The organism is Anaerococcus prevotii DSM 20548, assembly GCF_000024105.1.
Lineage (GTDB): Bacteria > Bacillota > Clostridia > Tissierellales > Peptoniphilaceae > Anaerococcus > Anaerococcus prevotii.
In genome coordinates, this window is sequence record NC_013171.1 from 845,795 (window position 1) to 868,049 (window position 22,255).

The following is a 22,255-nucleotide window of genomic DNA, read 5'->3' on the forward strand; positions in this document are numbered from 1 at the left end:
TTATTTTTATGAACATTACAGAAATTTTATCGAAACAGCTAGAAATTAGCGAAAAAGGTATAGAAGCAGTAACCAAGCTTTTGGATGAAGGCTCGACGGTTGCCTTTATAGCAAGATATAGAAAGGAAGCAACTGGAAATCTTACTGATGTTGAGATTAGGGAAATAGAGAAGAATCTCAATAAGTATAGGAATATTGAGAAGAGACAGGAAGAAATTATTAACTCTATCGAATCTCAAGGGAAGCTTACAGAAGAGCTTAAGGAAGAGATTCTTTCTACTAATACTCTTACCATTCTTGAAGATATTTACGCTCCCTATAAGTCAAAAAGAAAGACTAGGGCTGATATTGCTCGTGAGTTTGGACTTGACAAGCTTTTAGACTTTTTGTTTACCAAGGCGGAAAATGAGGGAGAAGCGCTGGATGAAGCGAGTAAATATCTTGTAGAAGGACTGGAAAGTGAAGAGGAAGCCTTGGATAGGGCCCTGGATATTTTGGCAGAAGATATTTCTAATAGTATCCCGGCTAGGAATATAATTAGAAGAGATGGTTTCCTAAGGGCAAAGCTTACATGTAGCTTAAAGGAAGATGAGGCAGGTCTTTATGAGAATTATTATGATTTTTCTAAGAAATTAAGGGATATGAAATCCTTCCAAACCCTCGCTATCAATAGGGGTGAGAAGGAAAAAGCTCTTACTGTAAAGCTTGAATTTACAGATGAGTACAATAAGAAACTTATCGCTGACTTATTCAGGGAAGATAAGGACTTTAACCCTTATCAGGAATCACTTCTAGTAAAGACTGTAAATGATGCTTACAAGAGGTTGATGCTTCCTTCAATTACAACAGAAATGAGAAACTTCCTTACAGAAAGTGCAGAAGATGAGTCTATATCTGTTTTCGGCAAGAATCTTAAGCCATATCTCTTGCAAAGACCAATCAAGGGCCAGGCGGTTATAGGCCTTGACCCTGGTTTTAGGACAGGATGTAAGGTGGCGGTTGTAGATCAGTTTGGAAAATATCTAGATTCTACTGTAATCTATCCCGTAGAGCCTCACAAGAAGGAAAAAGAAGCTATAGCAACTTTAAAGAGGCTTGTTAAAAAATATGACGTAAGTCTCATCGCTCTGGGTAATGCGACAGCATCTAGAGAGACTGAGCTTGTTGTAAATAAGCTTATCCAAGAAGTCGATGGACTAAGTTACGCTATAGTAAACGAGGCCGGAGCTTCTGTTTATTCTGCATCAACCCTAGGAGAAGAGGAATTCCCTGATCTTGATGTAACTATAAGGGGAGCAATTTCCATGGCAAGAAGGCTCCAAGATCCTATGGCCGAACTTGTAAAAATTGAGCCTAAACATATAGGCATTGGCCAATATCAGCACGATCTAGATGGTAAGAAGTTAGATGAAGAGCTATCAAAGGTAGTAGAGGATGCAGTCAATGAGGTTGGAGTGAGTATCAACAATGCATCCTACAAGCTATTAAGCTACGTATCAGGCCTTAATGCCAATCTTGCTAAAAGAATAGAGGAAGATTTCAAAGAAGGGAAGATTGTCTACAGGAAAGATCTAAAGAGCGTAAAGGGTCTGGGAGATAAGACCTACAAGCTTTGTGCAGGTTTCTTGAGATTTCCTGACTCGCCGGAGCTTTTAGACAATACTGCAGTCCATCCAGAATCATACAAGATAGCCAAGAAACTTGAAGGGGAGGACCTTGATAGTATAAATTTAGAAAGTCTTGCGGAAAAACTTGAAGTAGGAGTGCCGACCCTTGAGGATATAATTTCTGAGCTTAAAAAGCCGGGAAGAGATCCTAGAGACGATAATCCAGAAGTTCTAACTCGTAAAGAAGTGATGGGGATAGATGATCTAAAAGAGGGTATGATACTTAAAGGAAAGGTCAGAAACATAACAGACTTCGGAGCCTTCGTAGACATAGGCGTCGGTATCGATGGTCTTGTCCATGTTTCAAAGATTTCAAATAAATTTATCAAAAATCCTAATGAAGTTTTGACCAATTCACAAGTTGTAGAAGTAAAAGTAATAGAGATAGACAGGAAGAAAGAAAGAATAGGTCTATCAATGAAAGATATAGGTGAAAAATGAGATTATCAAAATATTATATGCCAACATTAAGGGAAGATCCTGTTGATGCAGAAACTGCAAGTCATAAGTTTTTGACAAGAGGGGCCTTCATTAGAAAACAAGCAAGTGGAGTGTATTCATTCCTACCACTTGGTAAGAAAGTTATAAATAAGATAGAGGCCATTGTAAGAGAAGCTATGGAAAATCACGATTCTATCGAAGTTTCAACTTCTATCTTACAAGCAAGAGAAATCTGGGAAGCTTCAGGAAGATGGGAAACTTTCGGTCCAGAGATGTTTAAGCTCAAGGACAGACACGATAGAGAGTACTGCCTAGGACCTACAGCAGAAGAGGCTTTCACAGCTCTTGTTAAAGATGAACTTAATTCTTACAAGCAACTTCCACTAAATATTTACCAAATTGTAGATAAGTTTAGAGATGAAAAAAGACCAAGATTTGGTATCAATAGGTCAAGGGACTTCCTAATGAAGGATGCTTATTCCTTCGACGCTGACATTGAAGGACTTGAAATATCCTACCAAAAAATGTGGGATGCCTACGTCGAAGCCTTTGACAAGATGGGACTTGATTACAAAATCGTTGAAGGTGACTCAGGAACTATGGGTGGCAAAAAGAGCCATGAGTTTATCGCCCTATCAGAGACAGGAGAAGGAGTAATCCTCTATACTGATGATTCCGATTATGCCGCAACAGATGAAAAAGCTAGATTTAAGATGGACTTTGTCAAGGAAGATGAAAAAGACCTAGAATTAGTTGAAACAGTAGGAAAAACAACTATTGATGAAGTTTCAGAGTTTTTAGGAAAAGACACCCATCATTCAGCTAAGGCGGTAGACCTTCTAGTAAAGGGAGAGCCAGTACTCGTATTCGTCCCTGGAGATAGAGAGCTTAATATGGCAAAGCTTATCTCTTATCTCAAAGTGCCAGAACATGAAATCGAAATGCTTGATGATGAAACAATCGAAAAAATCACAGGAGCAAAGGCAGGATATACTGGGCCAATCGGCTTAAAAGAAGAAGTCCGTGTCCTAATTGATGAATCCTTGACCAAAATAAACAACCTAACAGTAGGAGCAAACAAAACCGACTATCACTACATTAATGCTAACTTTAAGAGAGACTTTGATGGAGAAATAGTAGAAGACCTCCTTACTGCTAAGGAAGGCGACATGGCTTATGATGGATCGGGCATGCTTAAGGCTGCAAGAGGAATAGAAGTTGGAAATATCTTCCAATTAGGGACAAAATATTCAGAAAGTTTAGAAGCTTACTTCCTAGATGAAAATGGCAAGCAAAAACCATTTATTATGGGATCCTATGGTATAGGAATTTCTCGTTCAGTCTCAGCTATTGTTGAGCAATATCACGATGATAAGGGAATTGTCTGGCCTACATCAGTTGCTCCTTTTGAGGCGATTGTAACTATAATAAACATCAACAAGGATGAGCAAAAAGAACTTGGTGAAAAAATCTATCAAAGACTAAGGGAAGAAAGAATCGATGTCATTCTAGATGATAGAAAAGAAAGAGCTGGAGTTAAGTTTAACGATAGAGACCTAATTGGTATACCATATAGAATTACTGTTGGAAAAGATGCAGCAGATGACATAGTGGAATATTCTACAAGAAAAGATATGGAAAATGAAAAGATCTCATCAAGTGAAGCTATAGAAAAAATCGTAGACTCAATCAAAAAAGACCTATCTTTTAAATAGAAAACGGGTATTATTATACTGAAAGAAAAAATAAGAACTATAAGGAGACAATATGTTAGTTAATGCAAAAGAAATGTTAGATAAAGCTTACGCAAATGGATATGCAATTGGTCACTTCAATACAAACAACCTTGAATGGACAAAAGCAATCCTTAAAGCAAGCGAAGAAAAACAAACAGCTGTTATAATAGCAGCATCTGAGGGAGCTATCAAATACATGGGAGGCTTTAGAGTAGTTGCTGATCTTGTAAAAGCTATGCATGATGAAATGGGAATTACAGTTCCTGTAGCAATTCACCTTGACCATGGTTCATATGAAGGAGCAAAGAAAGCTATCGAAGCTGGATTTACTTCAGTAATGTTTGATGGTTCACACTTCCCATTAGATGAAAACCTTGAAAAAACAAAAGAAATTGTTGAGCTTGCTCACTCTAAAGGAATCTCTGTTGAGGCTGAAGTTGGCGGAATCGGTGGAGAAGAAGATGGAGTTACATCAGCAGGAGAGCTTGCAGACGTTGAAGAATGCAAGAAGATTGCAGGTCTTGGAATAGACTTCTTAGCAGCAGGTATCGGAAACATCCACGGAGTTTACCCAGCTGACTGGCAAGGACTTAACTTTGATAGACTAAAAGAAATTTCTGATGCAGTAAATATGCCAATAGTTCTTCACGGTGGTACAGGAATTCCTGATGATCAAATCAAAAAAGCTATCAGCCTAGGAGTTTCAAAAATCAACGTAAACACAGAATGTCAACTTGTATTTGCTGAAGCTACAAGAAAATATATAGAAGCAGGCAAAGATCAAGAAGGTAAAGGCTTTGACCCTAGAAAATTATTAGCAGATGGAACACAAGCTGTAATCGATAAAGTCGAAGAAAAAATTGACATGTTTGGTTCTGAAAATAGTGCAAAATAACAAAGAGAATGGGGGCCTCAGGGCTCCTTTTTTCTATAAAGGAATATATGGATAATTTAAAAGATAAAAAACTAGTAGAATTAAAAGAATTGGCCAAAGAAATGGGCATCGAATCTATAAGTAAATATAGAAAAGATGAACTCATCAAGCTAATTGAGGAAGAAGAAGCAAATAGAAACGAAGAGAAAAAAGAAGAAGCTGAAAATGATCTAGGTCAAAAGTTCGATTGTGATGGAATCCTGGAAATCTTACCAGATGGATATGGCTTCCTCCGTACTCAACTTTATGAAAGTGGAGATGACGATATATATGTTCCACCTAAGCAGATTAAAATGTTTAGACTAAAGACAGGTGATTACATAAGAGGAATCGCAAGAGAAAAACATGCTAGAGATAAGTTCGCACCGCTAATTTTTGTATCTGATGTTAACGGCATCAATCCAGGAGTTGCCTATAATAGGCCATATTTTGAAGATCTAACCCCAATTTACCCAAAAGAGAAAATATCCTTAGAAACAAGTAAGGATCACTTTTCTGAAAGAATCATAGATTTTATAAGTCCAATAGGTCGTGGCCAAAGAGGTTTGATTGTCTCCCAACCCAAGGCAGGAAAGACCACTCTCATCAAAGATATTGAAAGATCAATAGAAAAAAATTATGACGATATCAAAATAATAGTTCTATTAATAGATGAAAGACCAGAAGAGGTAACTGACTTTATTCGCTATGTAAACAAATATAGGGATCCAGAAAACGAGCTTATGCGTACAGAAGTTGCAGCATCTACCTTTGATAAAACACCCCAAAGCCATATAGACATGGCGGAGATGGTTCTAGAAAGGGCCAAGAGATTCGTAGAAGAAAAAAAGGACGTTGTAATACTTTTAGATTCAATAACTAGACTTGCTAGGGCTTACAATATTATGACTCCACAATCTGGAAGGACTCTATCTGGAGGACTTGACCCCCTAGCTCTTGTAGGACCAAAGCAATTTTTTGGCGCAGCTAGAAACATAGAAGATGGCGGCTCCCTTACCATACTTGCTACAGCATTAGTCGATACAGGTTCTAGGATGGATGATATGATCTTTGAAGAGTTTAAGGGAACTGGTAACATGGAAATTCACTTAGACAGAAGACTTGCCGATAGGAGAATATTCCCAGCTATTAATATAGAGAAGTCTTCTACAAGAAGAGAAGATCTACTCCTTACAGATAAGGAACTAGAGGCAGTAATCAAGTTAAGAAAGTCCAATATGAATAACGCAGAATCCATAGTCGAGTTAATAGATTGGATGAGAAGAACAGAAGATAACAAGAAGTTTATAGAATTGATAAATAATTCATACTAGGGCTTGCAATAATTGAGGGCGGATGGTATGATATTAATTGCTTATTGAAAGAAGAAACAAGAGGTGTTATATGAAAAAAGACTTACATCCAGAATATCACCAAGCAAAAGTAACATGCATTTCATGTGGGAATGAATTTACTGTAGGTTCTACTGAAGATGAAATCAAAGTAGAAGTTTGCAACAATTGTCACCCATTCTACTCAGGTAAACAAAGAAATGCTGAACGTGGTGGTAACGTTGAGAAATTTAACAAAAAATACGGTAGAAAATAGTAGAAATTATAAGGTAAGGCGACTTACCTTATTTTTGTGTATAAAAAATAGAAAATAAAAGATTATTTAGATAAAAATTATGATATTAGTCTGATTGCTCTAACTTATCTCCTAGATACTAACAAGAGCTCGGTTATCCTAAAAAGTGAGGAAGAGCTCGACAGTGAAATAAGCTTAAAATTAGATCAGATACTTAAAAAATATAGTGAAGGATATCCTCTCCAATACGCTATAGGAGAATGGGAATTTTATGGACTTAACTTTAAGGTAGACGAGAGAGCTCTTATACCAAGATTTGAAACTGAAATTATAGTGGATTTTATTATTAAATCTCCTTATAAGAAAAATAGAATACTCGATATAGGAACTGGTTCTGGAGCTATATCGATAAGTCTAGCTAGAAATTTACCTACTAGCGAAATTATAGGAAGTGATATAGAAGAGAAAGCCTTAAGCCTTGCTAGGGAAAATAAGAAGAGATTAAAAGCTTCTAATGTTTCTTTTATAAAATCTGATTTGTTTGAGGAAATTTCAGAAAAATTTGATATAATAATATCGAACCCTCCCTATATAAATCAGACTGATTATGACAAGTTAGATGAGAGATTGTACCATGAGCCAAAGTCGGCTTTATTAGCAAGTGAAGATGGCCTATATTTTTACAAACGAATAATAAAAGAAGCAAATTCTTATCTTAATGATGGAGGAAGACTTGTTTTTGAAATTGGATATGACCAAAAGCAAAGGATATGCGAGCTTTTGAACGAATCTGATTTTAAAAATATTAAATGTATGAAGGATTATAATGATTTTGATAGATTTATAATCGCTGAGAAAGGATAAAAGATGTTTGAAAATATTGAACATATTAAGGAAAACTATTTGGATCTTGAGAAAAAAATGATAGATCCAGATGTTTTGGCAGATATTTCTAAATTAACTAAGATAACTAGGGAGTATAACTCTCTAAAACCAATAGTCGAAAAATATGACGAAATCAAAGACTCTGAGTCTACAATCGCAGAAAACAAAGAGTTAATAGGTGAAGCAGACGATCAAGATATGGTCGAAATGCTAAAAGACGAAATAAAAGAAAATGAAAAGCTTTTAGAAAAGTACAAGGAAGAGATGAAAATTCTCCTTATCCCAAAAGATCCTAACGATTCAAGAGACGTTATTGTTGAAATCAGACCAGGAGCTGGTGGAGACGAGGCTGGACTTTTCGCAGGAGACCTTTACAGGATGTATCATATGTATGCCGATAAGGAAGGCTACAAGACAGAAGATGTCGAAGTAAGCAGCCAAGGTGTCGGTGGAATCAAGGAAGCTACCTTTATGATTAGAGGTGAAGGAGCTTATTCAAGATTTAAATATGAATCTGGCGTTCACAGAGTCCAAAGAGTTCCTGAAACAGAATCAGGTGGTAGAATCCATACTTCAACAGCTACAGTTGCAGTTTTGCCAGAAGTAGATGAAGTAGATGTTGAACTGGACCCTAATGATATTAGAACTGATGTCTTCAGATCATCAGGAAACGGTGGACAATCTGTAAATACAACAGACTCAGCCGTAAGACTTACCCACATCCCAACAGGTATCGTTGTAAGCATGCAAGATGAGAAAAGCCAAATCAAGAATAAAGAAAAGGCTATGAAGATTCTCCTAGCCCGTATATATGAACTTGAAGAGGAAAAGAGAAACAAAGAAATAGCTGATAACAGAAAAAGCCAAGTCGGTACCGGTGATAGGTCTGAAAGAATCAGAACCTACAATTTCCCTCAAGGAAGAATTACAGATCATAGAATCAACAAGACAATTTACCAGTTAGATGACTTCCTCAATGGGAATATAGGCGAGATGATCGATTCCTTGATTGCTGAAGATCAAACTAGAAAATTAGAGAAAATAGGTGAGGAAGAATAGGTTGTTTGAATTCTTATCGAGAAAGTTTATTAAAAAATCCTATGATATGGATCAATTTACCTATAGACTTTCATTAATATCCTTGTCTTCATCTATAGGCATAGCTATAAATGTCTTGCTATTTATAATGAAGGCAAGTCTTGGATTCGTAATCCACTCTCAGGCTATCATAAACGACGCCTTTAACAACTTATCGGATTCTGTAGTTTCATTGATGGCACTTCTCGGATCAAATATCAGCAAAAAGCCTGCAGATAAGGAACATCCTTTTGGCCATGGTAGAAGTGAGTATGTAATTAGCTTGTTAGTTTCAATCATAATTATGTATGTAGGATTTACTCTTTTCGTAAATTCTGTAAAAAGTTTTAGTGATAATTATTTCGATGGTATAAGTTTTCTAACCTTAGTAATATTACTTCTTAGTAATGCTTTCAAAGTATATATTTACTTACTAAATAAGAAACTATACAAGGATCTCGACAGCGAATTAAATCTTGGAGTAATGCTTGATGCTAGAAATGATATAATAGCAACAAGTGCAATACTTGTCGGATCAATCTTACAAGCTTATGTAAGCTTCAATATAGATGCTATTATGGGTATTATCATTTCATTTTTTGTATTCTATCCAGGTCTTGAGATGTTTAAGGATACTACAGCAGTCCTTCTTGGAAAAAGAGTCGACAGCAAGATAGAAAACAAAATTGATGAGATAATTATGACAAGTGATTTGGCTATTGGTTACCATGACTTACAAATTCACGAATACGGCAAGGGAAGGATGGCTGGGTCTGTCCACGTTGAAGTTCCAGCCAACCTTACGGTAGAAAAAGTTCATAGGGAAATCGATAAGATCGAAAGAGAAATTTATAAGAAAACAAAAGTAAAGATAACAATTCACATGGATCCAACCTATTGTGTAATTGAAGATAAGTGAAAGAAGATGTAATGGAAACAGAAGTTTTAAAGATCGATAGAGAAAATATAGATGAGGATATCATAAAAAGAGCTGCAGTTCTTCTAAGGAGAGGTGAGCTTGTTGCAATTCCTACCGAGACAGTCTATGGGCTAGGAGCAAATGGTCTAGACGAGAAGGCTTGTCTAAATATTTTCAAGACTAAGAATAGGCCGGCTGATAATCCCCTAATTTTACATATTTCCAATAAAGAAATGTTATATAATCTAGTTGAAGATGTAAGCGATGATGCCAAAAAGCTTATGACTTTATGGCCGGGACCATTGACTATGATTTTCAAAAAATCTGAAATTATACCAGAAGTTGTAACTGCTGGAGGAGATACAGTCGCTGTGAGATTTCCAGTAGATGAAATCGCAAGAAGAATTATTGAAGAGGCTAATATTCCAATAGCAGCTCCTTCTGCAAACATATCTGGTAGACCATCGCCAACTAATGCCAGCGACTGTTATTACGATCTTAATGGAAAGATTCCCTTGATAATAGATGGTGGAGATTGCAATATAGGAATAGAGTCGACTGTAATTGACATGTCAGAAGATACACCTACAATCCTAAGGCCGGGCTTTTATACTTTGGAGTATATAAGGGAAATTCTTCCTAATGTAGCCTTAGATGATGCCTTAGTTGATGATAATAAGATTCCCAAATCTCCAGGTCAAAAATACAAACACTATGCTCCAAAAGCAAGAATGCAGGTTTATGTAGGAGATATGGCTTCTGATTTTATTTACAAAAAAGCTAGAGAATATCAAAATAAGGGAATCAAAGTTGGAGTCTTGGTATTTGAAGATAATATGAAAAGATTTGAAGGATTTGAGAGGATTTCTTTTGGCGATAGAAGTGACTTAAGTCAAATGAGTCATGTCCTATTTACAGCTTTAAGAAAGATGGACAAATTAAAAGTAGATCTTATACTAGCCGAAGGTGTAATGGATAATAACTTGGGTAAGAGTATAATGAATAGAATGAAAAAATCTGCCGCAGGCAATATAGAATATTTATAGGAGGGCATATGGGAAAAGTAAATGTACTAGATCATCCAGTAATTAAACACAAGATAACAATTTTAAGAGATAAAAATACAGGGGCTAATGAGTTTAGGTCCTTGGTAACAGAAATTGCAATGATTCTTGCCTATGAAGCAAGCAAGGATTTAAGCCTTGAAGAATTTGAAATGGAAACACCTATTACAAAGACAACAGGATATAGATTAGCAGGCAAAAAGCAAGCTGTAGTTCCAATCCTAAGAGCAGGACTTGGTATGGTTGATGGGGTTCTTGAAGTACTTCCAGCAGCCAAAATCGGCCATATAGGAATGTATAGGAATGAAGAGACTCTAGAGCCAGTTGAGTATTATTGCAAGCTTCCAAATGACATTGGAAACAGAGATATCTTGGTAGTAGATCCAATGGTTGCTACAGGTGGATCAGTAAACGACGCTGTAGAAAGGCTTAAGGAAAGAGGTTGTAAGTCAATTAAGCTTCTTTGTATAATAGCAGCACCAGAAGGAATAAAGGCTATCCAAGAAAAACACGATGATGTAGATATTTTCGTAGCCCAAATGGATGAGAATCTCAACGAAAATGGATATATTGTTCCTGGATTGGGAGATGCTGGAGACAGATTGTTCGGTACAAAATAAGGACATATGATGAGTAAAGAGATACTAATAATAAATTCAAATGGACCACTTACGGGAGAAGTAGAAATCTCCGGTGCAAAAAACTCTGCCCTGCCAATTCTTGCTGCTTGTGTTTTAGGTACTGAAGAGATAATCCTAGATGGTGTCCCAGAGCTTAAAGATGTTGAAATAATGGTAGATGTATTAAAACATCTTGGATCAGAGGTAGAATATATAGGAAAAAATAGCTTAAGGATAGACTCAAGTGGAATAAATACCTGCGAGACTCCTTATGAGCTTATGGATAAGATGCGAGCATCCTTTGTAGTCATGGGCCCACTTCTTTCAAGATTCCACAAGGCCTATACCAGAGCACCAGGTGGTTGCAATATTGGTTCAAGGCCGATTGACCTTCACCTTAAGGGCTTCAACGCCTTGGGTGCAGATACTAGGATAAATGATGATGAGATTGCTATAGAAGCAAATGAGGGCTTGATAGGCGATGAAATTTACCTAGATTTCCCTTCGGTTGGAGCAACTCAAAATATTATCATGGCAGCCACCCTTGCGGAAGGTGAAACTGTAATAGAAAATGCGGCCAAGGAGCCTGAGATAGTAGACCTTGCATCCTTCCTATCCAAAATGGGGGCAAAGATCAAGGGAGCAGGAACTTCTACAATTACTATTACTGGTGTAGAAAAGCTTACAGGAACAAGACACACAATTATTCCTGATAGGGTAGAAGCAGCAACCTATATGCTAGCAGCTGCTATGACAAGAGGAGATGTGAAGATTACTAATGTAATAGGCTCTCACATCAGACCTGTTATAGCAAAGCTAATAGAAATCGGTGCAGATATTGAAGAAATCGAAGAAGAAGATATTATTTTTGTAAAGGCTTCAAATAGACTCAAGGCAACCAATATCCAAACTCTTCCATATCCGGGCTTTCCTACAGATGTGCAAGCACAGTTTATGGCCCTTCTAACCCTAAGCGACGGAGAAAGTAGGATTCAAGAAACTGTATTTGAAAATAGGTTCATGCATGTAGAAGAGCTTTCCAAGATGGGAGCTGCTATAGCAACTTCTGGAAACAGGGCTACGATTGCAGGAGTTGAGAAACTTCATGGAGCAAGTGTCAAGGCAACAGATCTAAGAGCTGGAGCTGCCCTTGTTATGGCAGGCCTGGTCGCTGAAGGAGAGACTAGAGTTTCTGAGATTTATCATATAGATAGGGGATATAGTAATCTCGTTGATAAGTTGACCAAGCTTGGAGCAGATATCAAAAGAGTTACAGTTGATTAATAGGAAACAAAATGAAGATTAAAGGCATAGTCACCAACATTATATTTAGAAACGACGAGAATGGATACACAATTATGGCTGTAGACACTTCAGATTCTGATATAACTTGTGTTGGGACTATGCCCTTTTTTAATGAGGGCGATAATGTCGAGATGGAAGGAGATATAGTCTATCACGACAAGTATGGTGAACAATTCAAAATATCTTCAATAAGACTTGTAAAGCCATCTTCTAGGGAAGCTGTCGTGAAATTTCTATCTTCTGGAAACCTAAAAGGTATTGGCAAAAAAACTGCTAGAGCTATCTTTGATGTTTTTGGCAAGGATTCTGTGGACATTGTCTATAATGACCCTGATAAGCTACTAAGGGTAGATGGAATTGGCAAGAAAAAGCTTGAAGATATAAAGCTTTCTGCAGAAGATACAAGAGACTCGAGAAGGGCAATCGAATACCTCCAAGGACTAAATTTATCCTATAATCTGTCTATGAAAATTTATAAAAAATACGGTGAATCGACAGTCGATGTAGTAAAGGCTAATCCCTATAAATTAATAGAAGATATAAGGGGAGTAGGCTTTACTATGGCCGACAACATAGCCATAAATATGCAGATGGACCTTACTTCCAAGTTTAGGATTTCTGCAGGAGTCTACTACATACTAAATACAGAGGCAGAATTTAACGGTCATACTTGTCTTAAATACAATACTCTGTCCCAAAAATCTGCCAATCTTTTAAAGCTTGAAGAAGGGAGAATAAAAGAAGTAATTAATGATGATATAATTGCTGGTAAATTAGTTTTGGTAGAAATTGAGGATATCAATTATATCTATAGTTCTAATCTCCTTAAGGCAGAAAAATCAGTAGCTATGGCTATAGCGAGTAAAATTAATGAAAAATATGGTTTCGATGTCAAAATCGACTATGATCTTTCTGTGTTCTCTGATGAACAAAAAATAGCAATAGAAAAAGCTTTTGAATCCATGGTCCTTGTTATAACTGGAGGTCCAGGTACAGGTAAGACTACTATAATAAATGCTATTTGTAAAATACTATCCCAAAACGGCCTATCCTATGCCTTAACAGCACCGACTGGAAGGGCGGCAAAGAGGATTAAGGAATCGACTGGAGAAGATGCTTACACCATACACAGGCTATTAGGTATAAGACCCGATGAAGTTGTAGCTGAGTTCAACGAGGAAAATCCCATAGATAAGGACTATATTATAGTCGATGAGACCAGTATGGTCGATATCTTCCTAATGAAAAATTTGATGGCAGCAATTGGAGATAAGACTGCGATAATCCTCGTTGGAGATAGCGACCAGTTACCTTCGGTTGGTCCGGGCAATGTTTTGAAGGATATTTTAAATACGAATGTTGAGTCTGTTAGACTTAAGAAAATATTTAGGCAAGCAGGTAAGTCTAATATCATTGTTAATGCCCACAGGATAAACCAAGGAAAATACCCTATCTTAAATGAAAAAGATAAGGACTTCTTCTTTATCGATACAGCTGCTTCCGACTTCATTTCTGTACTTACATCCTTGGTGAAAGAAAGACTTACAAAATATTATAATTTCGATCCCATTAAGGACATACAAATCCTATCCCCGTCCAAGAAGACTGATTGGGGAGTGGTCAATATTAATGATCATATCCAAGAATCTATTAACAAGGAGAAAAATCTATTAAAAATCAACAACAAGATTTTCAAATTAAATGACAAGGTCATGCAAGTTAGAAATAACTATGATCTTAAGTCAATTAATCACGAAGAGGATTATGACGAAGGTGTCTACAATGGTGATATTGGTATAATCGAAAATATTGATAAGATTGATGAGAGTCTCGATGTAAGATTTGATGATGGTAGACTAATCAGGTATAAGAAGGAAGATATAAAAGATTTGGACCTATCATATGCTATTACAATCCATAAGTCCCAGGGATCAGAATTTCCATGTGTCATTATTCCTATGATGCAGGTAGCACCGATGCTTCTTACGAGAAATCTCCTTTATACAGGAGTGACAAGAGCTAGGAAAATCGTAATTCTTCTAGGAAATAAGAAAATCCTAAAGACTATGGTGGACAATAATAAATCCAACAGGAGATTTACCAACCTTTCCTATTGGATAGGAGAAATGGAGAAGGTCATTGATGATTGATTTTTTGTTTTTGGATGAAGGACTTTGCTATTCTTGTAAGAAAGAAGATATTTATAAATACCATCTCTGCCCAAATTGCTTAGATAAGTTAGACTATATAGGAAATACCTTCAAGCTCTCAGGAAATACTTGTTACAGCTTATATTTTTATAATGACTTTATGAAAAAGTTAATTGGGGACTATAAGTTTAATAGGAATACTTCACTCAAAGAAGTCTTTTCAGAGATGCTATATCAATTTTTAATCGACAAGAATTTAACTGACTTTGATTACATCTTGGCCTCACCTTCATCTAGGAAGACTGTAAATAAAAGGGGATTTGACCATATTAATCTGATAGTAGATGGTTTTTCCAACAAGCTTGAAATCAAAAAACTAGTTGAATTTAAGAAGGTAAAAAATACCAAGTCTCAGCACACTTTAAATAGATTCGAGAGAAATGAAAATCTTAGGGGAGCTTTTAGACTAGATAAAGAAATAAAGGGATCGAAAATCCTACTCATAGATGATCTGATAACTACAGGAAATACTGCCTTAGAAACCATAAAAGAATTAAAAAATAGGGGAGCAAGTGAGGTCGTAACACTGGCTATTTGTTCAGAAAGAAGTGTAAATTAAAAGAGATGATGTGAAGAATTCCCATTAGGAGAAAGCTTATATCATCTCTTTTTATTATTTTCTTTTAGATGGTCTAACCATACTTACATCTAGGAGATTAATTGCCTCATCGTCAATTATTCCATCGTCATATTGTTTCTTCTGCATAGAGGCTGAAAGGGCAAGGCCAATATTTATCAAACTAATTAGCTGGAAGGTTCCACCATATGAGAAAAATGGAAGTGGAATTCCAGTAACTGGCATAAGTCCTATGGTCATTGCAATATTTTCAAATATATGAATGAACAAAAGTCCCGCAATTCCTGTAAGCATGATTGTAATAAAAGTATTACGTGAGGTCTTTGCGATAATTACAAGTCTCATAATTACTATCGCGAAAAGTGCTATTACAATAATCGCTCCCAAAAATCCTAGCTCTTCAGCAAGAACTGAGAAAATAAAGTCAGTTTCTTTTTCAGGAATATATCCATATTGAGACTGAGTTCCCTTTAGATATCCACGGCCAGTAAGCATACCTGAACCTATGGCTATAAGACCTTGTTGTTGTTGCCAGTTACTTCCTGAAGTATCCCTTGATGGGTCGAGGAAGTTTTCGATTCTATCAAGCCTATATCCAGAAAGATTGGTTAAGACGAAAAATCCTACAATTGCTGCAAGTCCAGCAAAAATACCAATCCATTTCCAAGAAATTCCTCCAATGAAAATCATAGCAGATACAAAGAATACATATACCATAGCTGTACCAAAGTCAGGCTGTAAGAGAATAAGGCCTATTGGAAGGCCTGCCATAGCGATAACCTTTAATAAAGTCAGCTTGTCATTTATATCAAACTTATGCTTATCAAGAAAAGCAGCAAGGGAGAAAATTATTCCTACCTTGGCAATCTCAGAAGGCTGGAAGGAAAATGATCCTATATAAACCCAGGACTTCGCCCCCCACTCATCAAGACCTCGACCAAAAACTAAGGTTAAGAGCAAGAGAACAATCATCACCCCATAAACACCTAAGTAAGATCTCTTAATAAAGTCCAAATCAATTGTACATAGGACTAATATAATTACAAATCCCAATATTGTAGCAAAAAGTTGAGTCAGTATGGGCCTAATATTTCCACCGTAGGCTGAATATAAAACGACTAGACCAATTACGCTTAAGGCAATTGTTGCAAACAGAAGCATAAGGTCAAGCTCTTTCAAATCTTTTTTCTTTAAATTAAACATTTAATCACTCCAATTCTTCATTTATTATATAACATGAGCCAGTCTTTATCAATCAAATGTTATTTACCAGTCGAAGAGTATAATAAATTTGAGGTGATAGTATTTTAGATTCTAAAAAAATTAAAGAACTTTTGGAAATTCTAGATAGGATGTATCCAGATGTGGATTACTCTATGCTAAATTTTACGACTCCTTTTGAACTTTTAATAGCTACAATCCTTTCGGCCCAATCGACTGATGTTAGGGTCAATAAGGTTACAAGCGTGATGTTTAAGGATATGAATACAGCGGAAGAATTTGCAAAAGCCGATATTAAAACAATAGAAAATTATATAAGGACAGTTGGAATATATAAAAATAAGGCTAAAAATATATCTGCTACAAGCAAGATCTTGTGTAGTGATTATAACGGAGAGGTACCAGCAGATATAAAAGAGCTTATGAAGCTTCCGGGAGTTGGGAGAAAGACAGCAAATGTAGTGGCATCCAATGCCTTTAATATCCCTGCAATTGCTGTAGATACTCATGTGTTTAGGGTATCTAATAGACTGGGACTTGCAGATGCTAAAAACGTAGAAAAGACTGAAAAACAATTGATGGAAAATATTCCCAAAGAAAGATGGAGAAAGACCCACCATCAATTAATAACCCATGGTAGGGCCCTTTGTAAGGCAAGAGGCCCAATATGCGAAGAGTGTGACCTTAATGTAGTCTGCGAATTTTATAGGAGAGATCATGATTAGAATATTTGCCCTAGATATGGATGGAACGCTTTTAGATTCTAATTCGAAACTTTCTGAGGATAATATTAAAGCCCTAAGAGATTTAGAAAGCACGGGCGTTAGGGTAGTTCTTGCTAGTGGCAGAGTATTTAAGTCTGTCTTATATTTTGCAAGTAAAATCAGTAGCGATCCTTGTGTGATTGCAAACAATGGAGCTATCCTCGGATCTGATTATAATAATTTATTCTTTGAAAATCCCATAGATGATGAATATTTAGATAGGCTTTATGATTTAGCCTTAGAAAATGGCTTGGATTTTCATTTTTACGATTTAGACACTTATTATTCAAATAAATTGAAAATAGAAAAACTCGACCATCTCCGTAAGGAAAATGATAATGAATATACTACAAATATATTGATTTCAGATGATCCTTTAAGAGAGCTTAGAGCAAAAAATCACAAGGCTTACAAATTTCAAATTAACAAGACTAATGATCATCCTCTTGGAAGTGAGGGGATTAGTAAGCTAGTTAGAGACGAATTTTCTGATAGCTTATATATGACTTCATCTTTTGGTGGAGTTCTTGAATTGATGAGTAAGGGTGTATCCAAGTTTGATACCCTTCTAGCCCTTGCAGATAAAATTGGATTTACTAGAGAAAATATAGCTGCAATTGGCGATGGTCTCAATGATTTGGAAATGATAAAGGGAAGCAAGCTTTCTTTTGCTATGGGAAATGGAAGAGAAGAGCTCAAGGAAATTGCAAGCCATATAGTTTCTGATAATAATTCAGGAGCAATAAGAGAAGCTTGTGAAATAATAAAGGAATATAACCGTGTTTAATATAGTATTAATCTCGCCAGAGCATCCTGGAAATGTAGGGAATATCGGAAGGACTTGTGTCCTAACAGAATCCCGTCTCCACTTGATTAGACCCTTCAAGTTCGATTTTTCTGATAGATTTTTGAAAAGAGCGGGTATAGATTATTGGGAACATGTTGATCTTGTAATCCACGATAGTCTAGAAGAATTTATGGACTATGTAAAGGATAAAAGATATTTCCTAATAGAAACTGGAACTCAGAAAAAATATTCAGATGTAAATTTTGAAGATGGAGATTTTTTGATATTTGGTAGGGAAAAAGAAGGAATACCAGATGATTTGCTTAATGAGAACAAGGAAAAAATTATAACTATCCCTATGACAAAAAAGATAGATAGGTCCTTAAACCTAGCTAACTCTGTTAGTATAGTTTTATACGAAGCCTTAAGGCAAGATGGATTTAAATTTTAGGAGGATAAATGTACGATATAATTATAATTGGAGGAGGTCCAGCAGGACTTACCGCAGGACTTTATGCAGGAAGAAGTAAGCTTAAGACACTTATTATTGAAAAAGCAGTAGCTGGTGGACAGATTTCTGGAACAGCCTTTGTTGAAAACTACCCAGGATCAATAGATGAAGCAACAGGAATGGGTCTTTCTGAAAGGATGCTCGAGCAAGCGGAAGAATTTTGTGAAATAAAGTATGAAGATGTTAAGGAAGTAGAGCTTGATGGCAAGGTTAAAAAAATAAAGACTGATGGCGGAGAATATGAGGCCAAAGTAGTTATCATTTCATCAGGTGCTACCCACAGAAAATTAGATGTTCCAGGCGAGAAAGAATTCGCCAATAAGGGAGTATCCTACTGTGCCACATGTGATGGACCATTTTATACGGGTCTTGACATATTTGTAGTTGGTGGAGGAGATTCTGCCCTTGAGGAGGCAACCTATCTTACCAAATTCGCTAAATCTGTGACAATAATTCACAGAAGAGACGAATTTAGGGCAAGTGGGGTAGTCGTGGACAAGATTAAGGAAAATCCAAAAATCAAATTAGAACTTGATGCAGTTGTTAAAGAAATCAAGGGAGATAAGGAAGCAGAATCTCTTATAATAGAAAATACTAAGACCGGAGAGAAAAAAGAATTAAAATCTGATGATAATTCTCCAATTGGGGTATTTATATTTATAGGATATATTCCACAAACTGAGATATTCGAAGGCAAGATTGAAATGAACCATGGTTATATCCTAACTGATGAGGATATGAAGACTAATATCGAAGGTGTATTTGCAGTAGGCGATACCAGAGAAAAGAAGGTTAGACAGATGGTTACAGCGGCTGGAGATGGATGTATTGCAGCAGTCCTTGCGAATAGATATCTCGAAGGAAGCAATTGGTAAAATAATGTTGACAATTTTCTAACAAATAAGTAAAGTAATATTTGTAGAAAGAATTAATTAGGAGGAAATAATGGCAACAAAAGTAGCAATTAATGGATTTGGTAGAATCGGACGTCTTACACTAAGAAGAATCGCCGAAGTTGAAGAAAATATCGAAGTTGTAGCAATCAACGACCTTATTGACAAAAAAGGTCTTCTATATGCTTTCAAATACGATACAGCACAAGGTAGATTTAACGGAGACGCTGAACTAACAGATGACGGATTCAAAATAAACGGCAAAGACATCAAAGTATTTGCTGAAAGAAACCCAGAAGACCTTCCATGGGGAGAACTTGGAGTTGATATAGTACTAGAATGTACAGGATTCTTTACAGAAAAAGAAAAAGCAGAAGCTCACATCAAAGCAGGAGCTAAAAAAGTACTAATCTCTGCACCAGGTAAGGGTGATCTAAAAACTATCGTATACGGAGTAAACCACGAAATCCTTGATGGATCTGAAACAGTTGTTTCTGGAGCAAGCTGTACAACAAACTGCTTAGCACCAATGGTTAACGTATTAAAGAATGAATTCGGATTTGTTTCAGGACAAATGTCTACAATCCACGCATACACAGCTACTCAAGCTATCCAAGATACACCAGCTTCTAAGAAAGACTTAAGAGGCGGTAGAGCTGCAGCACAAAACACAATCCCTGCATCAACAGGAGCTGCTAAGGCTGTAGGTAAAGTACTTCCAGAAGTAGAAGGAAAGATTGATGGATCAGCTCTAAGAGTTCCAACAATTACAGGATCAATTACAGAACTTTACTCAGTACTTGAAAAGAAAGTAACTGTAGAAGAAGTAAACGCAGCTATGAAGAAATACTCAAGTGATGCATTTGCTTACACAGAAGATGACATTGTATCAAGTGATATAGTAGGTTATCCAGCTGGTTCAGTTTTCGACTCTCAACTAACAAAAATCGTTGAAGGTGCAGACGGAACACAAGTTGTAAAAACTGTTGCTTGGTATGACAACGAAATGGGATACGTTTCTAACCTAGTTAGAACACTAGACTATCTAGCAAATCTTTAAGAGTTAATAAAGGCGGGGGATAGCTTCCGCCTTTTTTTAACGGAAATATGAGGAGTAATATGAACAAAAAAACTGTAAAAGACTTAGACGTAAAGGGTAAAAAAGTACTAGTAAGAGTTGATTTCAACGTACCTTTATCAAAAGAAAATAATGAAGAAATTGCTGATGATACAAGAATTAGAGCAGCTCTTCCAACAATTGATTACCTACTAGAAAATGACGCTAAGGTAATCCTTATGAGCCACTTAGGTAGACCAAAGGGTGAAGCTAAGCCAGAATTTGCTCTAAAACCTGTAGCAGATTGGCTAGAGAATCACTACAAAGATAAATTCCACTTTTTCCCAAGCCCAGAAGTTGTAGATGATAAGGTTAAAGAAGAAGTAGCAAATCTTAAGGAAGGTGAAGTTTGCCTAATAGAAAATACAAGATATGTTGCTGGTGAAACTAAAAACGACCCTGAATTTGCTAAAAAACTTGCATCTCTTGCAGACCTATATGTAAATGATGCCTTCGGAACGAGTCATAGAGCACACGCATCTAACGTTGGTGTAGCAAGCATCCTTCCTTCAGCTGTAGGTTTTCTAATCGAAAAAGAAATTGAAGTAATGGGTAAGGCACTAGAAGCACCAGAACATCCGTTTGTATCAATCTTAGGTGGAGCTAAGGTATCTGATAAGATTGGTGTAATCGAAAATCTTATCACTAAAGTTGATACAATTTTAATTGGTGGTGGAATGGCTTATACCTTCCTCAAAGCTCAAGGAAAAGAAATAGGTAAATCTCTTCTTGAAGAAGATAAAATGGACCTATCCCTAGAACTAATCAAGAAAGCTGAAGCTAATAACGTAGAGATCCTACTACCAGTAGATGTTGTTATAGCAGATGAAATCAAGGCAGGTGCTGAAACTGAGATAGTTGATATTGACTCTATCCCAGAAGATAAGGAAGCCCTAGATATAGGACCAAAAACTGCAGAACTTTTCGCATCAAAAATCAAAGAAGCGAAGACTGTTGTTTGGAATGGACCAATGGGAGTATTTGAAATAAAAGAATTCGCAGATGGTACAAACAAAGTTGCAGCAGCCCTTGCAGAATCAGATGCAATTACAATAGTAGGTGGAGGAGACTCTGCACTTGCAATTGAACTTGCAGGTCTAAAAGATAAGATCACTCACGTATCAACTGGTGGTGGAGCAAGCTTGGAATTCTTAGAAGGAAAAGATCTACCAGGAATATCATCAATAGAAGATAAGTAAGGAGATATAATGCGTAAACCAGTAATTGTTGGAAACTGGAAAATGAACATGACAGTTTCTGAAGCAGAAAAACTACTAGACGAAATTAAAGACTTAGACCTAGATACAGAAGTAGAAGCAGGAGTTTGTACACCAGCTATTGATCTTCTAGTTGCTAAAGAAAAACTAGCAGGAACAAACGTAGGCTTTGGTGGACAAAATATGTACTTCGAAGAAAGTGGAGCATTCACAGGAGAAATATCTCCAACAATGTTAACTGATATCGGAGCAAAATATGTAATCTTAGGTCACTCTGAAAGACGTGAATACTTCAAAGAATGTGATTGCCTAATTAACAAAAAGGTAAAAGCAGCCCTAGACCACGACCTAGTACCAATCCTTTGCTGTGGTGAAACTCTTGAAGAAAGAGAAGCTAACGAACACGAAGCAAAAGTTAAGGGACAAATAGAAAAAGATCTTAAGGACGTTTCAGCAGAAGATATAGAAAAAGTAATTATTGCCTACGAACCAATCTGGGCAATAGGTACAGGTAAAACTGCATCAAGTGAAGATGCCGATGCTATGTGCGGATATATCAGAAGCTTAATAGCAGAAAAATACGGCAAAGATGCTGCTGAAAAAATCAGAATCCAATATGGTGGTTCTGTAAAACCAAACAATGTAGTAGAATTGATGGGCAAGGAAAATATTGATGGAGCCCTAGTTGGTGGAGCAAGCCTTAAGGCAGAAGATTTCAAAGCTTTAGTTAATTTTAATAAATAA

General features: G+C 36.5%; 21 protein-coding genes. 20 read left to right on the plus strand and 1 reads right to left on the minus strand.

Translation table 11 applies throughout. The features are described from left to right. Positions 1-8 precede the first annotated feature (8 nt). The 13 genes from APRE_RS03865 (at position 9) to APRE_RS03925 (ending at position 14,983) form a co-directional block, all read left to right on the plus strand. Positions 9-2,108, plus strand: a complete 2,100-nt coding sequence (locus tag APRE_RS03865) for a Tex-like N-terminal domain-containing protein (RefSeq protein WP_015777678.1) — start codon at positions 9-11, stop codon at positions 2,106-2,108. Further along, a complete protein-coding gene (locus APRE_RS03870) occupies positions 2,105-3,823 on the plus strand; it encodes a proline--tRNA ligase (protein WP_015777679.1) in 1,719 nt (572 codons plus the stop codon). The genes APRE_RS03865 and APRE_RS03870 overlap by 4 nt, the downstream gene beginning before the upstream one ends. A gap of 52 nt (positions 3,824-3,875) precedes the next feature. Next, a complete protein-coding gene (gene fba, locus APRE_RS03875; RefSeq protein ID WP_015777680.1) occupies positions 3,876-4,739 on the plus strand; it encodes a class II fructose-1,6-bisphosphate aldolase in 864 nt (287 codons plus the stop codon). Between the two features lie 47 nt (positions 4,740-4,786). Then, positions 4,787-6,091, plus strand: coding sequence for a transcription termination factor Rho (gene rho / locus APRE_RS03880; RefSeq protein WP_015777681.1), 1,305 nt, complete (start codon positions 4,787-4,789; stop codon positions 6,089-6,091). 70 nt (positions 6,092-6,161) lie between these two features. Further along, positions 6,162-6,365, plus strand: coding sequence for a 50S ribosomal protein L31 (rpmE, locus tag APRE_RS03885; RefSeq protein WP_015777682.1), 204 nt, complete (start codon positions 6,162-6,164; stop codon positions 6,363-6,365). 54 nt (positions 6,366-6,419) lie between these two features. Beyond that, positions 6,420-7,208 (plus strand): peptide chain release factor N(5)-glutamine methyltransferase, encoded by a 789-nt coding sequence (gene prmC / locus APRE_RS03890; protein ID WP_015777683.1) that lies wholly within the window; start codon positions 6,420-6,422, stop codon positions 7,206-7,208. Positions 7,209-7,211: 3 nt separating this feature from the next. Continuing rightward, a complete protein-coding gene (gene prfA / locus APRE_RS03895; RefSeq protein WP_015777684.1) occupies positions 7,212-8,288 on the plus strand; it encodes a peptide chain release factor 1 in 1,077 nt (358 codons plus the stop codon). Continuing rightward, the gene (locus APRE_RS03900) at positions 8,275-9,225 is read left to right on the plus strand and encodes a cation diffusion facilitator family transporter (protein WP_257005694.1); all 951 of its coding nucleotides are present in this window, start codon (positions 8,275-8,277) and stop codon (positions 9,223-9,225) included. The genes prfA and APRE_RS03900 overlap by 14 nt, the downstream gene beginning before the upstream one ends. An 11-nt stretch (positions 9,226-9,236) precedes the next feature. Then, positions 9,237-10,271, plus strand: a complete 1,035-nt coding sequence (locus tag APRE_RS03905) for an L-threonylcarbamoyladenylate synthase (protein WP_015777686.1) — start codon at positions 9,237-9,239, stop codon at positions 10,269-10,271. Between the two features lie 8 nt (positions 10,272-10,279). Further along, complete coding sequence (gene upp, locus APRE_RS03910; protein WP_015777687.1) at positions 10,280-10,909, plus strand: uracil phosphoribosyltransferase; 630 nt, start codon at positions 10,280-10,282, stop codon at positions 10,907-10,909. 6 nt (positions 10,910-10,915) lie between these two features. Further along, complete coding sequence (murA, locus tag APRE_RS03915) at positions 10,916-12,193, plus strand: UDP-N-acetylglucosamine 1-carboxyvinyltransferase (RefSeq protein ID WP_172540105.1); 1,278 nt, start codon at positions 10,916-10,918, stop codon at positions 12,191-12,193. A gap of 11 nt (positions 12,194-12,204) precedes the next feature. Continuing rightward, complete coding sequence (recD2, locus tag APRE_RS03920; protein WP_015777689.1) at positions 12,205-14,364, plus strand: SF1B family DNA helicase RecD2; 2,160 nt, start codon at positions 12,205-12,207, stop codon at positions 14,362-14,364. Continuing rightward, entirely contained in the window at positions 14,357-14,983 is a 627-nt protein-coding gene (locus APRE_RS03925; RefSeq protein ID WP_015777690.1) for a ComF family protein, read from the plus strand. The genes recD2 and APRE_RS03925 overlap by 8 nt, the downstream gene beginning before the upstream one ends. A 54-nt stretch (positions 14,984-15,037) precedes the next feature. On the opposite strand, the gene rodA is transcribed toward APRE_RS03925, so the two are convergent. Continuing rightward, complete coding sequence (rodA, locus tag APRE_RS03930) at positions 15,038-16,204, minus strand: rod shape-determining protein RodA (RefSeq protein WP_015777691.1); 1,167 nt, start codon at positions 16,202-16,204, stop codon at positions 15,038-15,040. Positions 16,205-16,305: 101 nt separating this feature from the next. On the opposite strand from rodA, the gene nth reads away from it, so the two are divergent. From nth to tpiA, 7 genes are all read left to right on the plus strand, one after another. Next, complete coding sequence (gene nth, locus APRE_RS03935; RefSeq protein ID WP_041449695.1) at positions 16,306-16,947, plus strand: endonuclease III; 642 nt, start codon at positions 16,306-16,308, stop codon at positions 16,945-16,947. Next, positions 16,940-17,773 carry a Cof-type HAD-IIB family hydrolase gene (locus APRE_RS03940; RefSeq protein ID WP_015777693.1) on the plus strand — a complete coding sequence of 278 codons (834 nt, stop codon included), beginning with the start codon at positions 16,940-16,942 and terminating at the stop codon, positions 17,771-17,773. The genes nth and APRE_RS03940 overlap by 8 nt, the downstream gene beginning before the upstream one ends. Then, positions 17,766-18,224 (plus strand): tRNA (cytidine(34)-2'-O)-methyltransferase, encoded by a 459-nt coding sequence (locus tag APRE_RS03945; RefSeq protein ID WP_015777694.1) that lies wholly within the window; start codon positions 17,766-17,768, stop codon positions 18,222-18,224. Before APRE_RS03940 ends, APRE_RS03945 begins: the two co-directional genes overlap by 8 nt. 8 nt (positions 18,225-18,232) lie before the next feature. Then, positions 18,233-19,159 (plus strand): thioredoxin-disulfide reductase, encoded by a 927-nt coding sequence (gene trxB / locus APRE_RS03950; RefSeq protein ID WP_015777695.1) that lies wholly within the window; start codon positions 18,233-18,235, stop codon positions 19,157-19,159. A 70-nt stretch (positions 19,160-19,229) separates the two neighbouring features. Then, on the plus strand, positions 19,230-20,237 hold the full coding sequence (gene gap, locus APRE_RS03955; RefSeq protein WP_015777696.1) for a type I glyceraldehyde-3-phosphate dehydrogenase: 1,008 nt from the start codon (positions 19,230-19,232) through the stop codon (positions 20,235-20,237). Between the two features lie 59 nt (positions 20,238-20,296). Further along, positions 20,297-21,493, plus strand: a complete 1,197-nt coding sequence (locus tag APRE_RS03960; RefSeq protein ID WP_015777697.1) for a phosphoglycerate kinase — start codon at positions 20,297-20,299, stop codon at positions 21,491-21,493. A 9-nt stretch (positions 21,494-21,502) separates the two neighbouring features. Next, the gene (gene tpiA, locus APRE_RS03965) at positions 21,503-22,255 is read left to right on the plus strand and encodes a triose-phosphate isomerase (protein ID WP_015777698.1); all 753 of its coding nucleotides are present in this window, start codon (positions 21,503-21,505) and stop codon (positions 22,253-22,255) included.